Consider the following 16,627-nt stretch of genomic DNA (forward strand, 5'->3'; position numbering starts at 1 on the left):
TTTCAACAAAAGCCAGTTGCGTTCAAGGTCGCTATGCCAACGATAGCGGCATTCAATCGGCCTGACGGCGCAGGAATGCCGGAATATCCAGGTAATCATCCAGGTCCTGGGACTTGCGCGGCTCCGGCTGAGGGCGCGTCGACTCCTGCGGCTCGGCCTTGGAGGCCGCCGCCGAGCCACGCCCGGCCGATGCCTGCGGGCGTCCGGCGGCGGCCGACTGGCGCTGACGATAATCGCCCCCAGAGGCCGTCTCGCGACGCGCGCTCTCACGGCTGGCCGAGGCCGGCTGACGCTGACCGTCGAGGCCGGCAGCCACCACGGTGACCCGCAGCTCGTCGGTCATGTCCATGTCGATGGAGGTACCCACCACGATGGTGGCGTCCTGGGAGGCGAACTCCTGGACGGTCGCACCGACGTCATTGAACTCGCCGATCGAGAGATCTGGCCCGGCGGTGATGTTGACCAGGATGCCACGTGCGCCGTGCAGGTCGATATCTTCCAGCAGCGGGCTGCGGATCGCCTTCTCGGCGGCCTCGCGAGCACGATTCTCGCCGGTCGCCCCGCCGGTGCCCATCATCGCCATGCCCATCTCGGACATCACGGTACGCACGTCGGCGAAGTCGACGTTGATGATGCCAGGACTGGTGATCAGCTCGGCGATACCCTGCACCGCGCCCAACAGCACGTCGTTGGCGGCGCTGAAGGCGGTCAACAGGCTGGCGCTCTTGCCAAGCACCGAGAGCAGCTTCTCGTTGGGGATGGTGATCAGCGAGTCGACGTGCTCGGACAGCTCCTTCATGCCCTCTTCGGCCGAGCGCATGCGCTTGGGGCCTTCGAAGGGGAAGGGGCGCGTCACCACGGCCACGGTCAGGATGCCAAGCTCCTTGGCAACCTGGGCGACCACCGGCGCACCGCCGGTGCCGGTGCCACCACCCATGCCGGCGGTGATGAAGACCATGTCGGCGCCATTGAGGAGCTCGGCGATACGCTCGCGGTCCTCCATGGCGGCCTGACGGCCGACGTCCGGGCTGGCGCCCGCGCCGAGCCCCTTGGTGATTTCGCTGCCGAGCTGGAGCACGGTCTTGGCCGCCACCCGCTTCAGCGCCTGGGCATCAGTATTGGCGCAGATGAATTCAACGCCCTCGATGCTGCTTTCGACCATGTGATTGACGGCGTTGCCGCCACCACCACCGACACCGATGACCTTGATGACTGCACTACTTGAGGGTGCACTGTCTACCAGTTCGAACATTAGCCCCGTCTCCTGGACCGCGATCGCGGCCCTGTCAGAAATTTCCTTTGAACCAGCCCTTGAGCTTTACCAGCGCCGGAATCCCTTCCCCTGCTCCGCGCCGGGAGGCGTCGCCGCGCCTCGGCTTCGCCGACATGCCACTGCCTGACGCCTCTTGTTGGCCGTGCCCCTGACGGGCCTCGTTTAGAGCGTAATGTAGCAAACCGACCCCCGTCGAATAAATCGGGTTGCGTACCACGTCGGCGAGCCCTCTCACGTTCTGCGGGCAGGCGATTCTCACCGGCATGTGGAAGATTTCCTCGGCCAGTTCAACGACCCCTTCCATGCGTGCGGTGCCGCCGGTCAGCACCACGCCGGCGGCGACCAGATCCTCATAGCCACTGCGCCGCAGTTCATCACGCACCAGGGTGAAGAGTTCCTCATAGCGCGGCTCGACCACCTCGGCCAGCGACTGCCGGGAAAGGTCCCGCGCCGGCCGGTCGCCGACGCTCGGCACCTTGATCATCTCGTCGCTGGCGGCCATCTGGGTCAGCGCGCAGGCATACTTGACCTTGATCTCTTCGGCATGCTGAGTCGGCGTGCGCAGCGCCATGGCGATGTCGTTGGTGACCTGGTCGCCGGCGATGGGGATCACCGCGGTATGGCGAATGGCCCCCTCGGTGAACACCGCAATGTCGGTCGTGCCGCCGCCGATGTCGACCATGCAGACGCCGAGCTCACGCTCGTCCTCGGTGAGCACCGCATGACTGGAAGCCAGCTGCTCGAGGATGCTGGCATCCACATCGAGCCCACAGCGACGCACGCATTTCTCGATGTTTTGCACGGCATTGAGCGCCGCGGTCACCAGGTGTACCCGGGCCTCCAGGCGCACACCGGACATGCCCAGCGGCTCGCGAATACCCCCCTGGGTATCGATGGCGAATTCCTGGGGCAACACATGTAACACGCGCTGACCTTCGGAAATGGCCCTCGCTCGCGCCGAATCGATGACACGCTCGATATCGGCAGGCGCCACTTCGCGTTCCTTGATCGCGACCACACCATCGGAGTTCATCGAGCTGATGTGGCTACCGGCGATGCCCACGTAGACGGAATGGATGTCACAACCGGCCATCAGCTCGGCCTCTTCCACGGCGCGCTGGATGGACTGCACCGTAGATTCGATGTTGATCACCACGCCCTTCTTCATCCCGCGCGAGGGATGCGAACCGATGCCGGCAATCTCAATGCCGCCATCATCGGTGGGCTGGCCCACGATCGCCACGACCTTGGATGTTCCGATATCCAGCCCGACTACCATATTGGACACATTGGATGGACCTGACATGAGTCGGGAAATCTCCTCGAGCCGAACCCGCTTGGGGAAATTAAGCATTAATAATGAAAAAACCTGGACCAATTATAGGAACAACTTCCCGTGTTCTACCAGCCCAAGGCGCAAAACATCCGCCACAATACGGCGATTTTCGACTAAAAGGAACACCCTGCAGGCGCTTCGATCCTTGACTAGTCTTTCGCGAATCGCCTTCAACTTTGCTTAGCCTCACTCTCCTCGACCGGCTCGCTTTCACCGTGCCAGGCGACAGCCACGCCATTCGGATAGCGTAGATCGATGTAGCGAATATGCGACGCCACGGCATCGAACTCTCGATCCCAGGCCGCCAGGAAACGGGCTAGCCGGGCCTCGCGATTGCGGCGCCCGAGCATCACCCAGATGCCGTCGTCGGTCTGTAGCCGCCAGGCCCCGCGCGCCTCGAGCCGCAGCTGGCGCAGTTCCAGGTCGTGCTCGGCCAGACGCTTGTTCAAGGCGTCATGGTAGGCCAGCACCTCGGCGCCGCTCCCCGCCGGGCCGGCCAGATGCACCAGTCCTTCCGGGGCTGCCAGCGGCGCGAAGGTGAAGGATTCGCCGGACGGGTTGAGCAGCCGATCGTCGTTCCAGTGCGCCACCGGCACTTGCTCGACCAGCTCGAAGACCAATGCGTAGGGCCACTCACGACGGATCCGGACTTCGTTCAGCCAACCGATGTCGCGTGCCTGTTCGCGCAGCTCGCCAAGATCCGCCGACAGCCAGGTCTGCCCACGCACCAGCGGCGCCAGCTGGCTTCGCAGATAGTCGGCACTGACCCGCTCCAGCTCGCCACGAATCGAGACTCGCTCGATGGGCCGATCGAGCCATGTCCACAGTGCACGGCCGCCGGCACCGAGCACCACTACCAGCAGCAGGACACCGATCACGCTTCCGCGATGCGCCATGGCCTCAGGTCCGCCCGGCGGTATCGAGGATGCACCTCACCAGGGCATCGAAGTCGATGCCGGCATGGGCGGCGGCCTGGGGCACCAGGCTGTGATCGGTCATGCCGGGCACGGTGTTGACCTCCAACAACCAGAAGCGCCCCTCGGCATCACGCATCACATCGACCCGCCCCCAGCCGGCACAGCCGATCGCGTCGAAGGCCTCGCGACACAGCTCGCCCAGCCGCGCTTCCTCCTCGGCCTCCAGGCCGCAGGGTAGGTGGTAGAGGGTCTCGTCCGAGAGGTACTTGGCCTCGTAATCGTAGAAACCGTTCGGCACCTCGACGCGAATCGCCGGCAACGCCCTGTCGCCGAGCAGCGTCACCGTATATTCCTCGCCGCTCACGAAGCGCTCGGCCATGACCCGCGTATCGAAGCGCGCGGCGTCGCGATAGGCGGCCTCGAGGGCCGCGACGCTCTCGACGATGGAGATGCCAAGCGTAGAGCCCTCGTGGACCGGCTTGACGATCAGCGGCAACCCGAGCCGCTCGGCCACCGCGGCCCAGTCAGCACCGGGCCCGAGCATCTCGCTTTCCGGCGTCGGCAGTCCCAGCGCCTGCCAGACCCGCTTGGTACGCTGCTTGTCCATGCCCAGCGCCGAGGCCAGCACTCCGCTGCCGGTATAAGGAATCCCCAGCAGCTCCAGGGCACCCTGCAAGGTGCCATCCTCACCACCGCGGCCATGCAGGGCGATGAATACCCGGCTCGGCCGCAGCGCCTCCAGCCCTACCAGGCCACCCTGCTCGGCGGGATCGAAGCCGATGGCATCGATGCCGCCGCGGATGAGCGCCGCCAGCACCGCCGCCCCACTCTTCAGCGAGACCTCGCGCTCGGCGGAGTCGCCGCCATAGAGCACCATCACCCGACCCTGGTCGCTCGCATCATGCGTCATAGCATCACCTCATCGAGCACCAGGCGAGCATCGGCCAGTCGCTGGGCGATGCCGCCCACGTCGCCGGCCCCCTGGGTGATCAAGATATCGTCCGGGCGCAGCACCTTGGCCAACAGCCCCGACAGCTCCTCCTTGTCCTGCACGAAGATCGGATCGACCTCGCCACGCTGGCGAATCGAGCCTGCCAGGCTACGACCGTCGGCGCCGGACAGCGGCGTCTCGCCGGCCGCATAGACATCGAGCAACAGCAGGGTGTCGACGCCGGCGAGCACGCGCACGAAGTCTTCGTACAGGTCCCGAGTGCGCGAATAGCGGTGTGGTTGATAGACCATCACCAGGCGCCGGTCGGGCCAGCCGTCACGCACCGCCTGAATGACCATCTCCACCTCGCGGGGGTGATGACCATAGTCATCGACCAGCATCACCTCGCCTTCCCCCTCAGGCGTCGGGAAATGGCCGTGCACCTGGAAGCGACGACCGACCCCGGCGAATCCCGCCAGGCCACGCAGGATGGCCTCGTCGCCGACCCCGGCGTCGCTGGCTACGGCGATCGCGGCCAACGCATTGAGGGCGTTGTGACGCCCCGGCATGGCCAGCCGCACCGGCAGCGGCGTCAGCCCATCGGGCCGACGCGCGGTGAAGCGAACCTCGCCCGCCGACTGGACGAAGTCTTCGATGCCGTAGTCGGCATCGTCGCTGAAGCCATAGGTCACGAACTGGCGACTGACCCGGTCGAGCAAGCCGCGCACGTTGGCGTCGTCGATGCACAATACCGCCAGGCCATAGAACGGCAGGTTGTGCAGGAACTCGACGAAGGTGTCCTTGAGGCGCTCGAAGTCACCGCCATAGGTGTCCATATGGTCGGCATCGATATTGGTGACGATGGCCACCATCGGCTGCAGGTGCAGGAAGGATGCGTCGGACTCGTCGGCTTCAGCCACCAGATAGTCGCCCTCCCCCAACCGCGCATTGGTGCCGGCGCTGGTCAGCTTACCGCCGATCACGAACGTGGGGTCCAGCCCACCCTCACCCAGCAGGGTCGCGGTGAGGCTGGTGGTCGTGGTCTTGCCGTGGGTACCCGCCACGGCGATGCCGTGACGAAAGCGCATCAGCTCGGCGAGCATCTCGGCACGACGCACCACCGGCACGCGATGCTCGTGGGCCCAGCGCACCTCGGGGTTGGTCGGGTCCACCGCGGTCGAGACGACCACCACGTCGGCGTCACGGGCATTGTCCTCGGCGTGGCCGATCGCCACCCGCACGCCACTCTCCTCCAGGCGGGCGACCACCGGCGAGGCGCGAAGGTCGCTGCCGCTGACCGCGTAGCCTTCGTTGGCTAGCACCTCGGCGATGCCGCACATGCCGGCGCCGCCGATGCCGACGAAGTGAATGCGCCGAATGCGGCGCATGCCCAGCCCGCGCCCGAGGCGCGGCGGCGTAATCTGGCCGGGAACCGGCCCTAGGGTCTGGTCACTCAAAAGCTGTCTCCATGCAACCGTCCACCAGTCGCTCCACGGCGTCGAGATGGGCACAATCTCGCGCCTCGGCGGCCATGGTGGCAAGCGTATCGGGGTCGAGCAGCGCCGTCAGCCGGTCGGCCAGCGTCGCCGCGGTCATCTCGGATTGGGGCATCAGGGCGGCGGCGCCCTGGGCCACCAGGGCCGCGGCATTGGCGGTCTGGTGGTCATCCACCGCATGCGGGAAGGGCACGAACAGCGCCGGCTTGGCCGCCGCCGCCAGCTCCGCCACGGTCAGCGCGCCGGCCCGGCATACCACCAGGTCGGCCCATTCGTAGGCCTCGGCCATGTCGTCGATGAAGGCGCTGACCTCCGCCGTCACGCCTTGCTCGGCGTAACCCTCGCGGGTCGATGCGTCCTTGTCGCGGCCGGCCTGGTGGCGGACCTCGGGCCGCTCGGCCTCGGGCAGCCGGGCCAGCGCCGCGGGCAGGTCGCGATTGAGCGCCAGTGCGCCCAGCGAGCCGCCCACCACCAGCAGACGCAGCGGCCGTGCGCCCAGCGTCTCGGCCGAGCGCGGCGCCTCGCCAAGGGCGGCGATGTCGGCCCGCACCGGGTTGCCGACCACCTCGCCACGGCCTGGGAAGGCCTGCGGGAAGGCCGCATAGACGCGCCGCGCCAGACGCGCCAGGACGCGATTGGTCAGCCCGGCCACGGCGTTCTGCTCGTGGATCACCAATGTGCGGCGCCCCAACCAGGCGGCCAGCCCGCCGGGGCCACTGGCGAAGCCACCGAGCCCCACCACCAGCTGAGGATCGACATCACGGATCACTCGGCCGGCCTCGCGCACCGCACGCAACAGCCGCCAGGGCGCCAGCAGCCAGCCGCTCAGGCCGTTGCCACGCAACCCGCTGACCGCGATGCGATGCAGCGTCAGGCCGGCCTCAGGCACCAACCGGTTCTCGATGCCTCGCGGGCTACCCAGCCACTCGACCTCGACTCCGCGGGCCTGTAGCGCGCGGGCCAGTGACAGGGCCGGAATGACGTGGCCGCCGGTGCCGCCGGCCATGATCAGGGCGCGTCGTCCCTCGCGTCGACTCATGCTTGCGTTCCTTTGCTCTTGCCAGGGGCGCCGCCACGGGCGGCGGTCGGCCGCGCGCGGCGCACCGACTGGCGGGTCTCGATATCGACTCGCAGCAGCATCGCCACCATCACGCAGCTCACCACCAGGCTCGAGCCACCATAGCTGAGTAGCGGCAGGGTCAGCCCCTTGGTCGGCAACATGCCGCTGCTCACGGCGATATTAATGAAGGCCTGGGCGCCGATCACCAGCGCGATGCCATAACTGACGTAGCCGGCGAAGGCCATCCCGGCCAGTTCGGCGCGACGCCCCACCGCCATGGCGCGCCACACCAGCAGCGCGAACAGCCCGATCACCGTGACAGCCCCGACCAGCCCCAGCTCCTCGGCGAGCACGGCGAACACGAAATCGGTATGCGCCTCGGGCAAGTAGAACAGCTTCTGCACGCTATTGCCCAGCCCGGTGCCCAGCCACTCGCCGCGGCCGAAGGCGATCAGCGCCTGGGTCAGCTGGTAGCCACTGGCAAACTGATCGGCCCAAGGGTCGACGAAGCTCGTCAGGCGCGCCATGCGATAGGGCTCGGCGATCGCCACCACGGCGCCCAGCGCCGCCACCAGGACCATCAACAGCAAGAAACGCCCCCAGGGGGCGCCGGCCATCAGCAGCATGCCCATCACGCAGCCGGTCATCACCACCACGGCGCCGTAGTCCGGTTCGAAGATCAGTAGGCCGCCGAACAGCCCCAGCACCACCAGCGGGCGCAAGAAGGCGCCCCACTCCTGGCGCACCTGAGGCAGGAAGCGCTCGAGGTAGCCGGCCATATAGACGATCAGGCACAGCTTGGCGATCTCCGAGGCCTGGATATTGAAGGGCACGCCGGGCAGCGACAGCCAGCGCTTGCTGCCGTTGACCTCGCGACCGACCACCAGTACCGCCGCCAACAGCACGATGCCGACCAGCAGCAGCAGCGGCCCGTTGGCCTTCCACCAGCCCAGCGGCACGCGCAACGCCAGGATCCCGATCGTCATCGAGACGAGCAAAAAGGCGCCGTGACGCAGGCTGAAGTACCAGGCATTGCCGGTGAGGCTCGAGGCCACCTCGCTGGAGGCCGAGGTGACCATCACCCAGCCGATCAGCAACAGCGCCAGGGCGGCGATCACCAGCCAACCATCGAAGGGCTGGTCGGCGGTGGAGAGTCGTTCGCGGAGACGGGACAGGCGGCTCATCGTGTCACCTCGGCGGCCAGACGCTGCACGGCGGCCCGGAAGGCCTCGCCACGGGCCTGGTAATTCGGGAACTGATCGAGGCTCGCGCAGGCCGGCGACAGCAGCACGCAGTCACCCGGGCAGGCGATCGCATCGGCCCTGTGCATGGCGGCCTCGAGATCCATGACGGGGGTCAGCGCCACGGCACCATCCAGCGCCGCCGCCAGCCGGTCGGCATCGCGGCCGAACAGGACCGCCTCGCGGCCGTAACGCGCCAGCGGCGTGGCCAGCGGCGCGAAGTCGGCGCCCTTGCCGACCCCGCCGGCGAGCAGGATCAACCGGCCGTCCAGCGTCGGGCCGAGCCCTGCGATGGCCGCCAGGGTCGCCCCCACGTTGGTGCCCTTGGAGTCGTTGATCCAGCGCACACCCTTCACCTCGGCGATCAACTCGCCGCGGTGCGGCAGGCCGGGGAAACGTTCGAGCACGCGGCGCATGGCGGCAAGCTCCAGCCCCAGGCGGCGCCCCATGGCCAGCGCCGCCAGGGCATTGGCCTGGTTGTGACGCCCCGCCAGACGCACCGCCGCGGCCGGCATCAGCGGCGTGTCGCCGTGCATCAGCCAGTCGCGCAGGCCGTCGCCGTCGTCATGGGCCCCGATGCCCCACTCCCCCACCGCGGGCGCGGCGGTGGTGAAGCGTTCGAGCGCCGGCGGCGGCGCATCCGGCCAGGTCGCCGGATCCTCGGCATTGACCACGGCATGGCGCGCCCCGCGGAAGATCGCCTGCTTGGCGGCGCGGTAGCCGGCGAGATCGCCGTGGCGGTCCAGATGATCTTCGGAGAGATTCAGGAAGGCGGCGCTTTCGGCGCCGAGCCGCGGCGTGGCCTCGAGCTGGAAGCTCGACAGCTCGAGCACATACAGCTCGGCGTCGGGATGCTCGGCCAGCAGGTCCAGCGCGGGCGTGCCGAGATTGCCCCCCACCGCCACGCGCCGGCCGGCTTCGGCGGCCATCTCGCCGAGCAGCGTGGTTACGGTGGACTTGGCATTGGCGCCAGTGATGGCGGCGATCGGCGCCCTGGCGGCACGCACGAACAGCGCGATCTCGCCGACGACGAACGGCTCGCCGGAGGCCCCGAGGCGCTCCCCCAGGGCCTCGAGCCCAGGAGTCTTCGGATCGACACCAGGGCTGAGCACGATCTCTTGGGCCGCGTGCATGTCCAGCTCGGTCAGCGGCCCACGGTAGAGCGCCACCCCTGGATGGGCGGCACGGAAATCATCCTCTCCCGGCGGCGCGACGCGGGTATCGGCGACCATGAACGGACACTCGTGACGTTGCAGGTGGCGACAGATAGCGCGCCCGGAAATCCCGAGCCCCACCACCAGCGTGACCCCCTGGGGCACCTTGACCATCAGCGGCTCCTCAGCGGTTCGGCATCAGCGGATCTTCAGGGTGGCAAGGCCCAGCAACACCAGCACCACGGTGATGATCCAGAAGCGCACGATGACCCGCGGCTCCGGCCACCCCTTGAGTTCGAAGTGGTGATGCAACGGCGCCATGCGGAAGATGCGTCGGCCGGTGAGCTTGTAGGAGCTCACCTGCAGGATCACCGAGACGGTCTCCATGACGAAGATGCCGCCCATGATGAACAGCACCACTTCCTGGCGCACGATGACCGCTACCACGCCCAGGGCCGCGCCCAGCGCCAACGCGCCCACGTCGCCCATGAAGACCTGGGCCGGATAGGTGTTGAACCACAGAAAGCCGAGGCCGGCGCCGGCGATGGTGGCACAGAACACCGCCAGCTCGCCGGCGCCGGGAATCATCGGGATCTGCAGGTACTCGGCGAACACCGCGTTACCGCTGGCATAGGCGAACACCGCAAGGCCCATGGCCACCAGCACGGTAGGCATGATCGCCAGGCCGTCCAGGCCATCGGTGAGGTTCACGGCATTGGAGCTGCCGACGATCACCAGGTAGGTGAGCACGATGTAGAACACCCCGAGCGGCAGCACGAACTCCTTGAACAGCGGCAGGATCAGGCTGGTTTCTACCGGCGAGGCCGCGGTGACATAGAGGATGACCGCCGCCGCCAGGCCGATCACCGACTGCCAGAAGTATTTCCAGCGTGCCGGCAGCCCGCGGGGATTCTTCTCCACCACCTTGCGATAGTCGTCGACCCAGCCGATGGCCCCGAAGCCCAGCGTCACGCCCAGTACCACCCACACATAATGGTTGCGCAGATCCCCCCACAGCAGGGTACTGATGGCGATCGCCATCAGGATCATGGCACCCCCCATGGTCGGCGTGCCGGCCTTGGAGAGATGCGACTGGGGACCATCGTCGCGCACCGCCTGGCCGATCTGGCGCTCCACCAGCCGGCGGATCACCTTCGGGCCGAGCCACAGGCAAAGCACCAAGGCGGTCAGGGTCCCCAGGATCATGCGCAGGGTCAGATAATTGAAGACGTGAAAGGCGCTCTGGAATTGCGCCAACAGTTCAGCCAGAAAGAGCAGCATGTAATGCCTTACCTTGATGCATCCGGGCACAGCGCCGACACCACGGCCTCCATGCCGGCACTGCGAGAACCCTTGACCAGCACGCTGGCCCCCGGCGGCAGATGATGGAGGACATGGCGCGTAAGCGCCTCCCGTTCGTCGAAATGACACCCTGCCTCGCCGAAGGCGCGGCTGGCCGGTCGCGCCGCCTCGCCGAGGGTGCCGAGAAAGTCGATGCCTCGTTCACGCGCGTAGCGGCCCACCTCCTCGTGCAGCCGCTGCGACGCCTCCCCCAACTCGCCCATGGCACCCAGCAGGCACCAGTGCGGCCCCGGTAGGCTGACCAGCAGATCGAGGGCGGCCTTCACCGCGCCGGGGTTGGCGTTATAGGTATCGTCGAGCAGTCGCGAACCATGGATGCCCGACGCGACACTGAGCCGCCCCGCCATCGGCGCCACGGCCTCGAGACCGGCCAGCACGTCGTCCGGCGCCAGGCCCATGGCCAGCGCCGCACCGGCCGCCGCCAGGGCGTTGGCGACATTGTGACGACCGAGCAAGGCCAGTTGCACACGCCCCAGTTCGCGATCATCGTGGAACAGCGTGAAAGCATAGCGCCCGAGTGGATCGCAGACCAGTGTCTCGGCACGCAGACGCGCCGGCCCCTCCACGGCGAAATCCAGCACCTCCCGCGGGGCCGCGAGGCTCGCCCAGCTCGCGAAGTAGCGGTCATCACGGTTGAGCACCGCCACCCCGTCGCTAGGAAGCGACACCAGGATCTCCGCCTTGGCCTGGGCGATGCGCCCGGGGCCACCGAATTCCCCCACATGGGCACCGGTGACGTTGGTGATGACCGCCACCTGCGGCTCGGCCAGGGTCGCCGTCCAGGCGATCTCGCCCAGATGGTTGGCGCCGAGTTCGACCACCGCCTGGCGGTGGTCGGTGGACAGCTCCAGCAGCGTCTGCGGCGCGCCGATATCGTTGTTGAGATTGCCGCGGGTGGCTAGCGTCTCACCACGCCGCGCGAGCAGCGTGGCCAGCATCTGCTTGACGGTGGTCTTGCCACTGTTGCCGGTCACCGCCACCAGCGGACCACCCCAGGCGCGCCGCCGCGCCCGACCCAACAGCCCCAACGCTAACCGGGCGTCGGCGACTTCCAGCTGCGGTAGCGCGTCGTCCACTCGGCGCTCGACCAGCGCGGCCACCGCCCCGGCCTCTCGGGCCTGAGCGATGAAGTCATGGCCGTCGAAGCGCTCGCCGGTGAGCGCCACGAACAACGCCCCCGTATCCAACCGACGAGTATCGGTGACGATCTCGCCTAGCGGCGCATCGGCGACGGCCAGATCGATGCCCAACGCCTGCGCCACACCGGCCAGGGTGTCGAGGCCCGGACCACTCACGCCTCGCGCTCCCGGCGCGCGGCCAGCGCCGCCTCGGCCTCGGCCAGATCGGAGAAGGCATGGCGCACGCCCTCGATCTCCTGATAGGCCTCATGGCCCTTGCCGGCGATCAGGATCACGTCATCGACGGCCGCCTCCCGGATGACCTCATGAATCGCCCGGGCACGGCCATCGAGCGACCGGGTCACCCGCCGGCCGTCGTCGGACAGCCCCGCGAACATCGCCTCACGGATGGCCTGAGGCGCCTCGGAACGGGGATTATCATCGGTAATCACCAGCCGATCGGCATGGCGCTCGGCGGCGGCGGCCATCAGTGGGCGCTTGCCGGCGTCACGATCGCCGCCGCAACCGAACAGGCACCATAGCCGGCCGCTGCCGGGCAGGTGGGCGCGCAGCGCCTGGAGCGCGGACTCCAGGGCATCCGGCGTATGAGCATAGTCGATCGCCACCGTGGGCGCTCCCCGGCCGACCAGCGTCTGCATGCGCCCGGGCACCGGCGAGAGCTCGGCGGCGGCCTCGAACAGGGCCTCGAGATCCTCGCCCAGCCCGTGCAGTGCAGCGATGGCGAGCAGCACATTGGTCAGGTTGAAACGCCCCATCAGCGGCAGGGTCAGCACCCTCTCGCCGTCGGGCGTGGCGACCAGCGCGCGCTGGCCCTCATCGTGGGGCACCCAGTCGATCACCCGCAGGGTCACGGCCTCGTCCTCACCCACCGCCAGCACGCGTACGCCGTCGCCGAGGCCGGCCAGCATCAGCTTGGCCAGCGGGTCATCGGCATTGACCACCGCCAGCTCGAGCTCGGCCCGGCGGAACAGCCGCGCCTTGGCCGCGGCATAGGCGGCCATGCTGCCATGGTAGTCGAGGTGATCGCGGCTCAGGTTGGTGAACACCGCGGCATTGATCCGGCAGCCATCGAGCCGGCCTTGCTCCAGGGCATGTGATGACGTCTCCATGGCCACCCGCTCGAGGCCGGCGGCGGCCAGGTCTCCGAGGGCGGCCTGCAACGCCAGCGGCCCTGGGGTGGTCAGCCGCCCCTCGGCGAGCGCACCGGGGCGCCCATGGCCGAGGGTGCCGATCATGCCGGCCGGCCGGCCAAGGCGCTCGCTCAAGGCGGCGATATAATGGGTGACCGAGCTCTTGCCGTTGGTGCCGGTGACACCCACCAGCGGAAGTTCGTCGGGCACGCCGAACAGCTCGCGCCCTAGCTCGCCGAGCCGGGTGCGCAGCTGCGAAAGCGCCACGACCCGAGCATCATCCGGCAGCGTTAGCGTCTCATCGTCATGAGCCAGCACCAGGGCGACGCCGGCCTCGAGGGCCGCAGCAATATAGTCACGACCATCCACCGCCACCCCGGGCACGGCGAGGAAGACGTCGCCGGCGGCGAGCTCGCGACTATCCAGACACAGGCGCACTCGCTCGGGCAGCTCGAGCCCGCTCAGCGCCTCGCGCCGATGGGGCCAGCATGCGCTCAGCGTCTCGATCAGACGGGCGGCGGTCACATCCATGGTCTCTCCTTTCGATGGACGGGCGGGCGATGGATCGGCGAACGACGCACGACGAGCACGCTCATCATGTGTCATCGCCCAGGTTGTCCGGTGGCACATCCAGTATCCGCAGCGCCTTGCCGGCGACCCGCGAGAACACAGGCGCGGCGACGGCGCCGCCGTAGAAAGCGCCAGCGCGGGGATGGTCGACCATCACCACGGTGACCAGGCGCGGATCGGAGACCGGGGCGATGCCCACGAACAGCGAGCGATACACGCTCTCCTGGTAGCCCGTCCCACCGGTCTTGCGCACCGTGCCGGTCTTGCCGGCCACGCTGTAGCCGGGCACCAGGCCACGGCGCGCGCCGGTACCCGGCTCCACCACCCGGTCCATCATGCCCAGCACACGGTCGGCTACATCGGGCTCAATCACCGGACGCCCCACCGGCGCCTCGTCGAGCCTCAACAGCGATGACGGCAGGCGCTCGCCGTGGTTGGCGATGGCGGTGAAGGCCCCGGCCAGCTGCAGCGCCGAGACCGACAGGCCATAACCATAGGACAGCGCCGCCCACTGGCTGCTGGACCAGACCTGCGGCGACGGCACACTGCCGCTGGCCTCGCCCGGGAAGCCGGTACCCGGCGGCTGATCGAGCCCCAGGGCTCGATACCGCTCGGGCACCACGGGGTCGTCGAGTTCCAGGGTCAGCTTGGACATGCCGATGTTCGACGACTTCTCGAGGATGCCGGACAGGCTCAGTTCGCCATAGTTGACGACATCCTTGATGGTATAGCCGTCGATCACCATCCAGCCCGGCGAGGTGTCGATCATGGTGTCGGGCGGGAACCGGCCGGTCTCGAGCAACGCTGACATGGCCAACGGCTTGATCACCGAGCCGGGCTCGAAAGCATCGACGATCGCCTGGTTGCGCAGGCTGCCGGGATCGAGACCGGCGCGGTTGTTGGGGTTGTAGGAGGGCTGGTTGGCCATGGCCAGCACCTCGCCGGTGTCGGCATCGAGCATCACCAGCACACCACCGTCGGCATCGTTCTCGTCGACCGCCGACTTGAGCTCGCGATAAGCCATGTACTGCAAGCGCTGGTCGATGGAGAGCGTCAGGTCACCGCCGGGCTGCGCCTCCTGGAGCACCTCGAGGTCACGTACGAGCCGGCCGCGCCGATCCTTGAGTACCCGACGACGGCCCGGCTCCCCCGACAGATAGGACTGATAGGCGAGCTCCAGCCCTTCCTGGCCCTGGTCGTCGATGTTGGTCACCCCGATCAGCTGGGCGACCACCTCGCTGGCCGGGTAATAACGCTTGTACTCCGACCGCTTGTGCACCCCGGGGATGCGCAGGTCGAGCACCTCCTGGGCGTCGATCGGCGTCATGCGCCGACGCAGGTACATGAATTCACGGTCGGCATAACGTTCGATACGCGCATTCAAGGCATCCGGGGACTGCCCCAGGGCCTGGGCCAGGCGCAGCCGCTGGATGCGGTCATCGGGCAGGTCCTGGGGGTTGGCCCACAGCGTGACCACCGGCGTGGAAATCGCCAGCGGCTCGCCGTGGCGGTCGGTGATCATGCCCCGGTGAGCGGGGATCGGGTCGACGCGCAAGGTGCGGGCATCGCCCTGTCCTTGCAGGAAGGTATGATCGAAGACCTGCAGGTCGACGACCCGTCCGACCAGCAGCGCCAGGCCGATCAGCACCAGGCCGAGCATCACCCGATAACGGATCTGACCCATGGGCGACGCGGCGTGACGCGCCTTGCCGCGGCGAGACGTCACACTCATGGTCGGATGACCTCGACTTCATCGATATCGGGCAAGCGCATCTCGAGACGCTCGTTGGCCAGGCGTTCGATACGCGACGGCGAGGACCAGGCGCTCTCCTCGAGCAACAGCTGACTCCACTCGGTCTGCAGCTGCTGGTGTTCTCGCTCGAGCTGCTGCAGCTGCGCGTACTGACCACGGGTATGGTGGCTGGTGGCGATCACCGCCAGGGCTGCGCCCAGGCAGGCCACCAGCAGCACGACATTGAGCAACAGCCTCAGCGTCGGGCGTAAGCGAAACGGCCAGGCGTATACGGGGGAGGTGTCGCGTCCTTGGGCCATGCGTACCTCAGTACCGCTTGCGCGCCACGCGCATCACCGCGCTGCGGGCACGCGGATTGGCATCGACCTCTTCCGGCCCGGCGCGGCGCGCCTTGCCGAGCGATTCGAGGCGGCGCTGAAGCTGGTCGTCGCGCAGCGGGATACCCTTGGGCAGATGCGTATCGCCGCGCACGTGATCACGGATGAAGCGCTTGACCCGGCGATCCTCCAGCGAATGGAAGCTGATCACCACCAGATGACCGCCGGGGGCCAGGGCCTCGAGGGCGGCCTCGAGGGCGGCATCGAGCTGCTCGAGCTCGCCGTTGACCTGGATGCGCAACGCCTGGAAGACACGGGTGGCCGGATGCTTGCCCTTCTCCCAGGCGGGATGGGCGGCCTTGACCACCTCGGCCAGGTCGGCGGTACGCGTGAAGGGCGTCTCGCCCCGCCGCGCGACGATGGCGCGCGCCAGGCGGCGGGCGAAACGCTCCTCACCATAGCTCTTGAAGACCCGCACGATCTCGCCTTCGCCGGCGCGCGCCAGGAAACCGGCCGCGCTCTCGCCCCGGCTCGGGTCCATACGCATGTCGAGCGGGCCGTCACGCAGGAAGCTGAAGCCGCGCTCGGGATCATCGAGCTGAGGCGAGGAGACCCCGACATCCAGCAGCACGCCGGACAACTTGCCGTGCAACCCACGCGCCTCGGCGAGTTCGCCCAGCCGGGCGAACTCGCCCTGATCGATGGCGAAGCGTGAGTCATCGATGGACGCCGCCGCGGCGATGGCCTGGGGATCGCGATCGATGGCCAGCAGCCGCCCCTCGGGGGCGAGCCGTTCGAGGATGGCGCGGGAATGTCCACCGCGACCGAAGGTGCCATCGAGATAGTGGCCGGTCGGATCATCGATCAGGGCGTCAACCGCCCCGTCGAGCAGCACGCTGGCATGGCGAAAGCCGCTAGGGGCGTGTTCGGGGGCGGATGACGTCATGC

General features: G+C 68.1%; 14 protein-coding genes. All 14 read right to left on the reverse strand.

Annotation, left to right across the window (positions count from 1 at the left end; translation table 11 throughout):
* Positions 1-52: 52 nt before the first annotated feature.
* The 14 genes from ftsZ to rsmH all read right to left on the reverse strand — a co-directional run bounded on the left by ftsZ (position 53) and on the right by rsmH (position 16,625).
* Positions 53-1,252 (reverse strand): cell division protein FtsZ, encoded by a 1,200-nt coding sequence (gene ftsZ, locus ETC07_RS10990; RefSeq protein ID WP_136248565.1) that lies wholly within the window; start codon positions 1,250-1,252, stop codon positions 53-55.
* Between the two features lie 34 nt (positions 1,253-1,286).
* The gene (gene ftsA / locus ETC07_RS10995; RefSeq protein ID WP_136248566.1) at positions 1,287-2,579 is read right to left on the reverse strand and encodes a cell division protein FtsA; all 1,293 of its coding nucleotides are present in this window, start codon (positions 2,577-2,579) and stop codon (positions 1,287-1,289) included.
* A 200-nt stretch (positions 2,580-2,779) separates the two neighbouring features.
* Positions 2,780-3,505 carry a cell division protein FtsQ/DivIB gene (locus tag ETC07_RS11000; RefSeq protein WP_136248567.1) on the reverse strand — a complete coding sequence of 242 codons (726 nt, stop codon included), beginning with the start codon at positions 3,503-3,505 and terminating at the stop codon, positions 2,780-2,782.
* A gap of 4 nt (positions 3,506-3,509) precedes the next feature.
* Positions 3,510-4,436, reverse strand: coding sequence for a D-alanine--D-alanine ligase (locus ETC07_RS11005; RefSeq protein ID WP_136248568.1), 927 nt, complete (start codon positions 4,434-4,436; stop codon positions 3,510-3,512).
* Complete coding sequence (gene murC, locus ETC07_RS11010) at positions 4,433-5,845, reverse strand: UDP-N-acetylmuramate--L-alanine ligase (RefSeq protein WP_136248629.1); 1,413 nt, start codon at positions 5,843-5,845, stop codon at positions 4,433-4,435. Before murC ends, ETC07_RS11005 begins: the two co-directional genes overlap by 4 nt.
* 61 nt (positions 5,846-5,906) lie before the next feature.
* A complete protein-coding gene (gene murG / locus ETC07_RS11015) occupies positions 5,907-6,992 on the reverse strand; it encodes an undecaprenyldiphospho-muramoylpentapeptide beta-N-acetylglucosaminyltransferase (RefSeq protein WP_136248569.1) in 1,086 nt (361 codons plus the stop codon).
* Positions 6,989-8,197 (reverse strand): putative lipid II flippase FtsW, encoded by a 1,209-nt coding sequence (ftsW, locus tag ETC07_RS11020; RefSeq protein ID WP_136248570.1) that lies wholly within the window; start codon positions 8,195-8,197, stop codon positions 6,989-6,991. Before ftsW ends, murG begins: the two co-directional genes overlap by 4 nt.
* Entirely contained in the window at positions 8,194-9,582 is a 1,389-nt protein-coding gene (gene murD, locus ETC07_RS11025; protein ID WP_136248571.1) for a UDP-N-acetylmuramoyl-L-alanine--D-glutamate ligase, read from the reverse strand. The genes ftsW and murD overlap by 4 nt, the downstream gene beginning before the upstream one ends.
* Before the next feature lie 24 nt (positions 9,583-9,606).
* A complete protein-coding gene (gene mraY, locus ETC07_RS11030) occupies positions 9,607-10,689 on the reverse strand; it encodes a phospho-N-acetylmuramoyl-pentapeptide-transferase (protein WP_136248572.1) in 1,083 nt (360 codons plus the stop codon).
* A gap of 8 nt (positions 10,690-10,697) precedes the next feature.
* A complete protein-coding gene (locus tag ETC07_RS11035) occupies positions 10,698-12,065 on the reverse strand; it encodes a UDP-N-acetylmuramoyl-tripeptide--D-alanyl-D-alanine ligase (RefSeq protein ID WP_136248573.1) in 1,368 nt (455 codons plus the stop codon).
* Positions 12,062-13,570, reverse strand: a complete 1,509-nt coding sequence (locus ETC07_RS11040) for a UDP-N-acetylmuramoyl-L-alanyl-D-glutamate--2,6-diaminopimelate ligase (RefSeq protein ID WP_136248574.1) — start codon at positions 13,568-13,570, stop codon at positions 12,062-12,064. The genes ETC07_RS11035 and ETC07_RS11040 overlap by 4 nt, the downstream gene beginning before the upstream one ends.
* A gap of 64 nt (positions 13,571-13,634) precedes the next feature.
* A complete protein-coding gene (locus tag ETC07_RS11045; RefSeq protein WP_136248575.1) occupies positions 13,635-15,341 on the reverse strand; it encodes a peptidoglycan D,D-transpeptidase FtsI family protein in 1,707 nt (568 codons plus the stop codon).
* Positions 15,338-15,661, reverse strand: a complete 324-nt coding sequence (gene ftsL, locus ETC07_RS11050) for a cell division protein FtsL (protein ID WP_136248576.1) — start codon at positions 15,659-15,661, stop codon at positions 15,338-15,340. The genes ETC07_RS11045 and ftsL overlap by 4 nt, the downstream gene beginning before the upstream one ends.
* Positions 15,662-15,668: 7 nt before the next feature.
* A complete protein-coding gene (rsmH, locus tag ETC07_RS11055) occupies positions 15,669-16,625 on the reverse strand; it encodes a 16S rRNA (cytosine(1402)-N(4))-methyltransferase RsmH (protein WP_136248577.1) in 957 nt (318 codons plus the stop codon).
* Positions 16,626-16,627 lie beyond the last annotated feature (2 nt).

This window comes from Halomonas borealis (assembly GCF_004798905.1).
In the GTDB taxonomy this organism is placed as follows: domain Bacteria; phylum Pseudomonadota; class Gammaproteobacteria; order Pseudomonadales; family Halomonadaceae; genus Halomonas; species Halomonas borealis.

Coding starts and splice junctions, on each gene's coding strand:
- ftsZ (WP_136248565.1), bottom strand. CDS start 1,252: ATGTTCGAACTGGTAGACAGTGCACCCTCAAGTAGTGCAGTCATCAAG.
- ftsA (WP_136248566.1), bottom strand. CDS start 2,579: ATGTCAGGTCCATCCAATGTGTCCAATATGGTAGTCGGGCTGGATATC.
- ETC07_RS11000 (WP_136248567.1), bottom strand. CDS start 3,505: ATGGCGCATCGCGGAAGCGTGATCGGTGTCCTGCTGCTGGTAGTGGTG.
- ETC07_RS11005 (WP_136248568.1), bottom strand. CDS start 4,436: ATGACGCATGATGCGAGCGACCAGGGTCGGGTGATGGTGCTCTATGGC.
- murC (WP_136248629.1), bottom strand. CDS start 5,845: ATGCGCCGCATTCGGCGCATTCACTTCGTCGGCATCGGCGGCGCCGGC.
- murG (WP_136248569.1), bottom strand. CDS start 6,992: ATGAGTCGACGCGAGGGACGACGCGCCCTGATCATGGCCGGCGGCACC.
- ftsW (WP_136248570.1), bottom strand. CDS start 8,197: ATGAGCCGCCTGTCCCGTCTCCGCGAACGACTCTCCACCGCCGACCAG.
- murD (WP_136248571.1), bottom strand. CDS start 9,582: ATGGTCAAGGTGCCCCAGGGGGTCACGCTGGTGGTGGGGCTCGGGATT.
- mraY (WP_136248572.1), bottom strand. CDS start 10,689: ATGCTGCTCTTTCTGGCTGAACTGTTGGCGCAATTCCAGAGCGCCTTT.
- ETC07_RS11040 (WP_136248574.1), bottom strand. CDS start 13,570: ATGGATGTGACCGCCGCCCGTCTGATCGAGACGCTGAGCGCATGCTGG.
- ETC07_RS11045 (WP_136248575.1), bottom strand. CDS start 15,341: ATGAGTGTGACGTCTCGCCGCGGCAAGGCGCGTCACGCCGCGTCGCCC.
- ftsL (WP_136248576.1), bottom strand. CDS start 15,661: ATGGCCCAAGGACGCGACACCTCCCCCGTATACGCCTGGCCGTTTCGC.
- rsmH (WP_136248577.1), bottom strand. CDS start 16,625: ATGACGTCATCCGCCCCCGAACACGCCCCTAGCGGCTTTCGCCATGCC.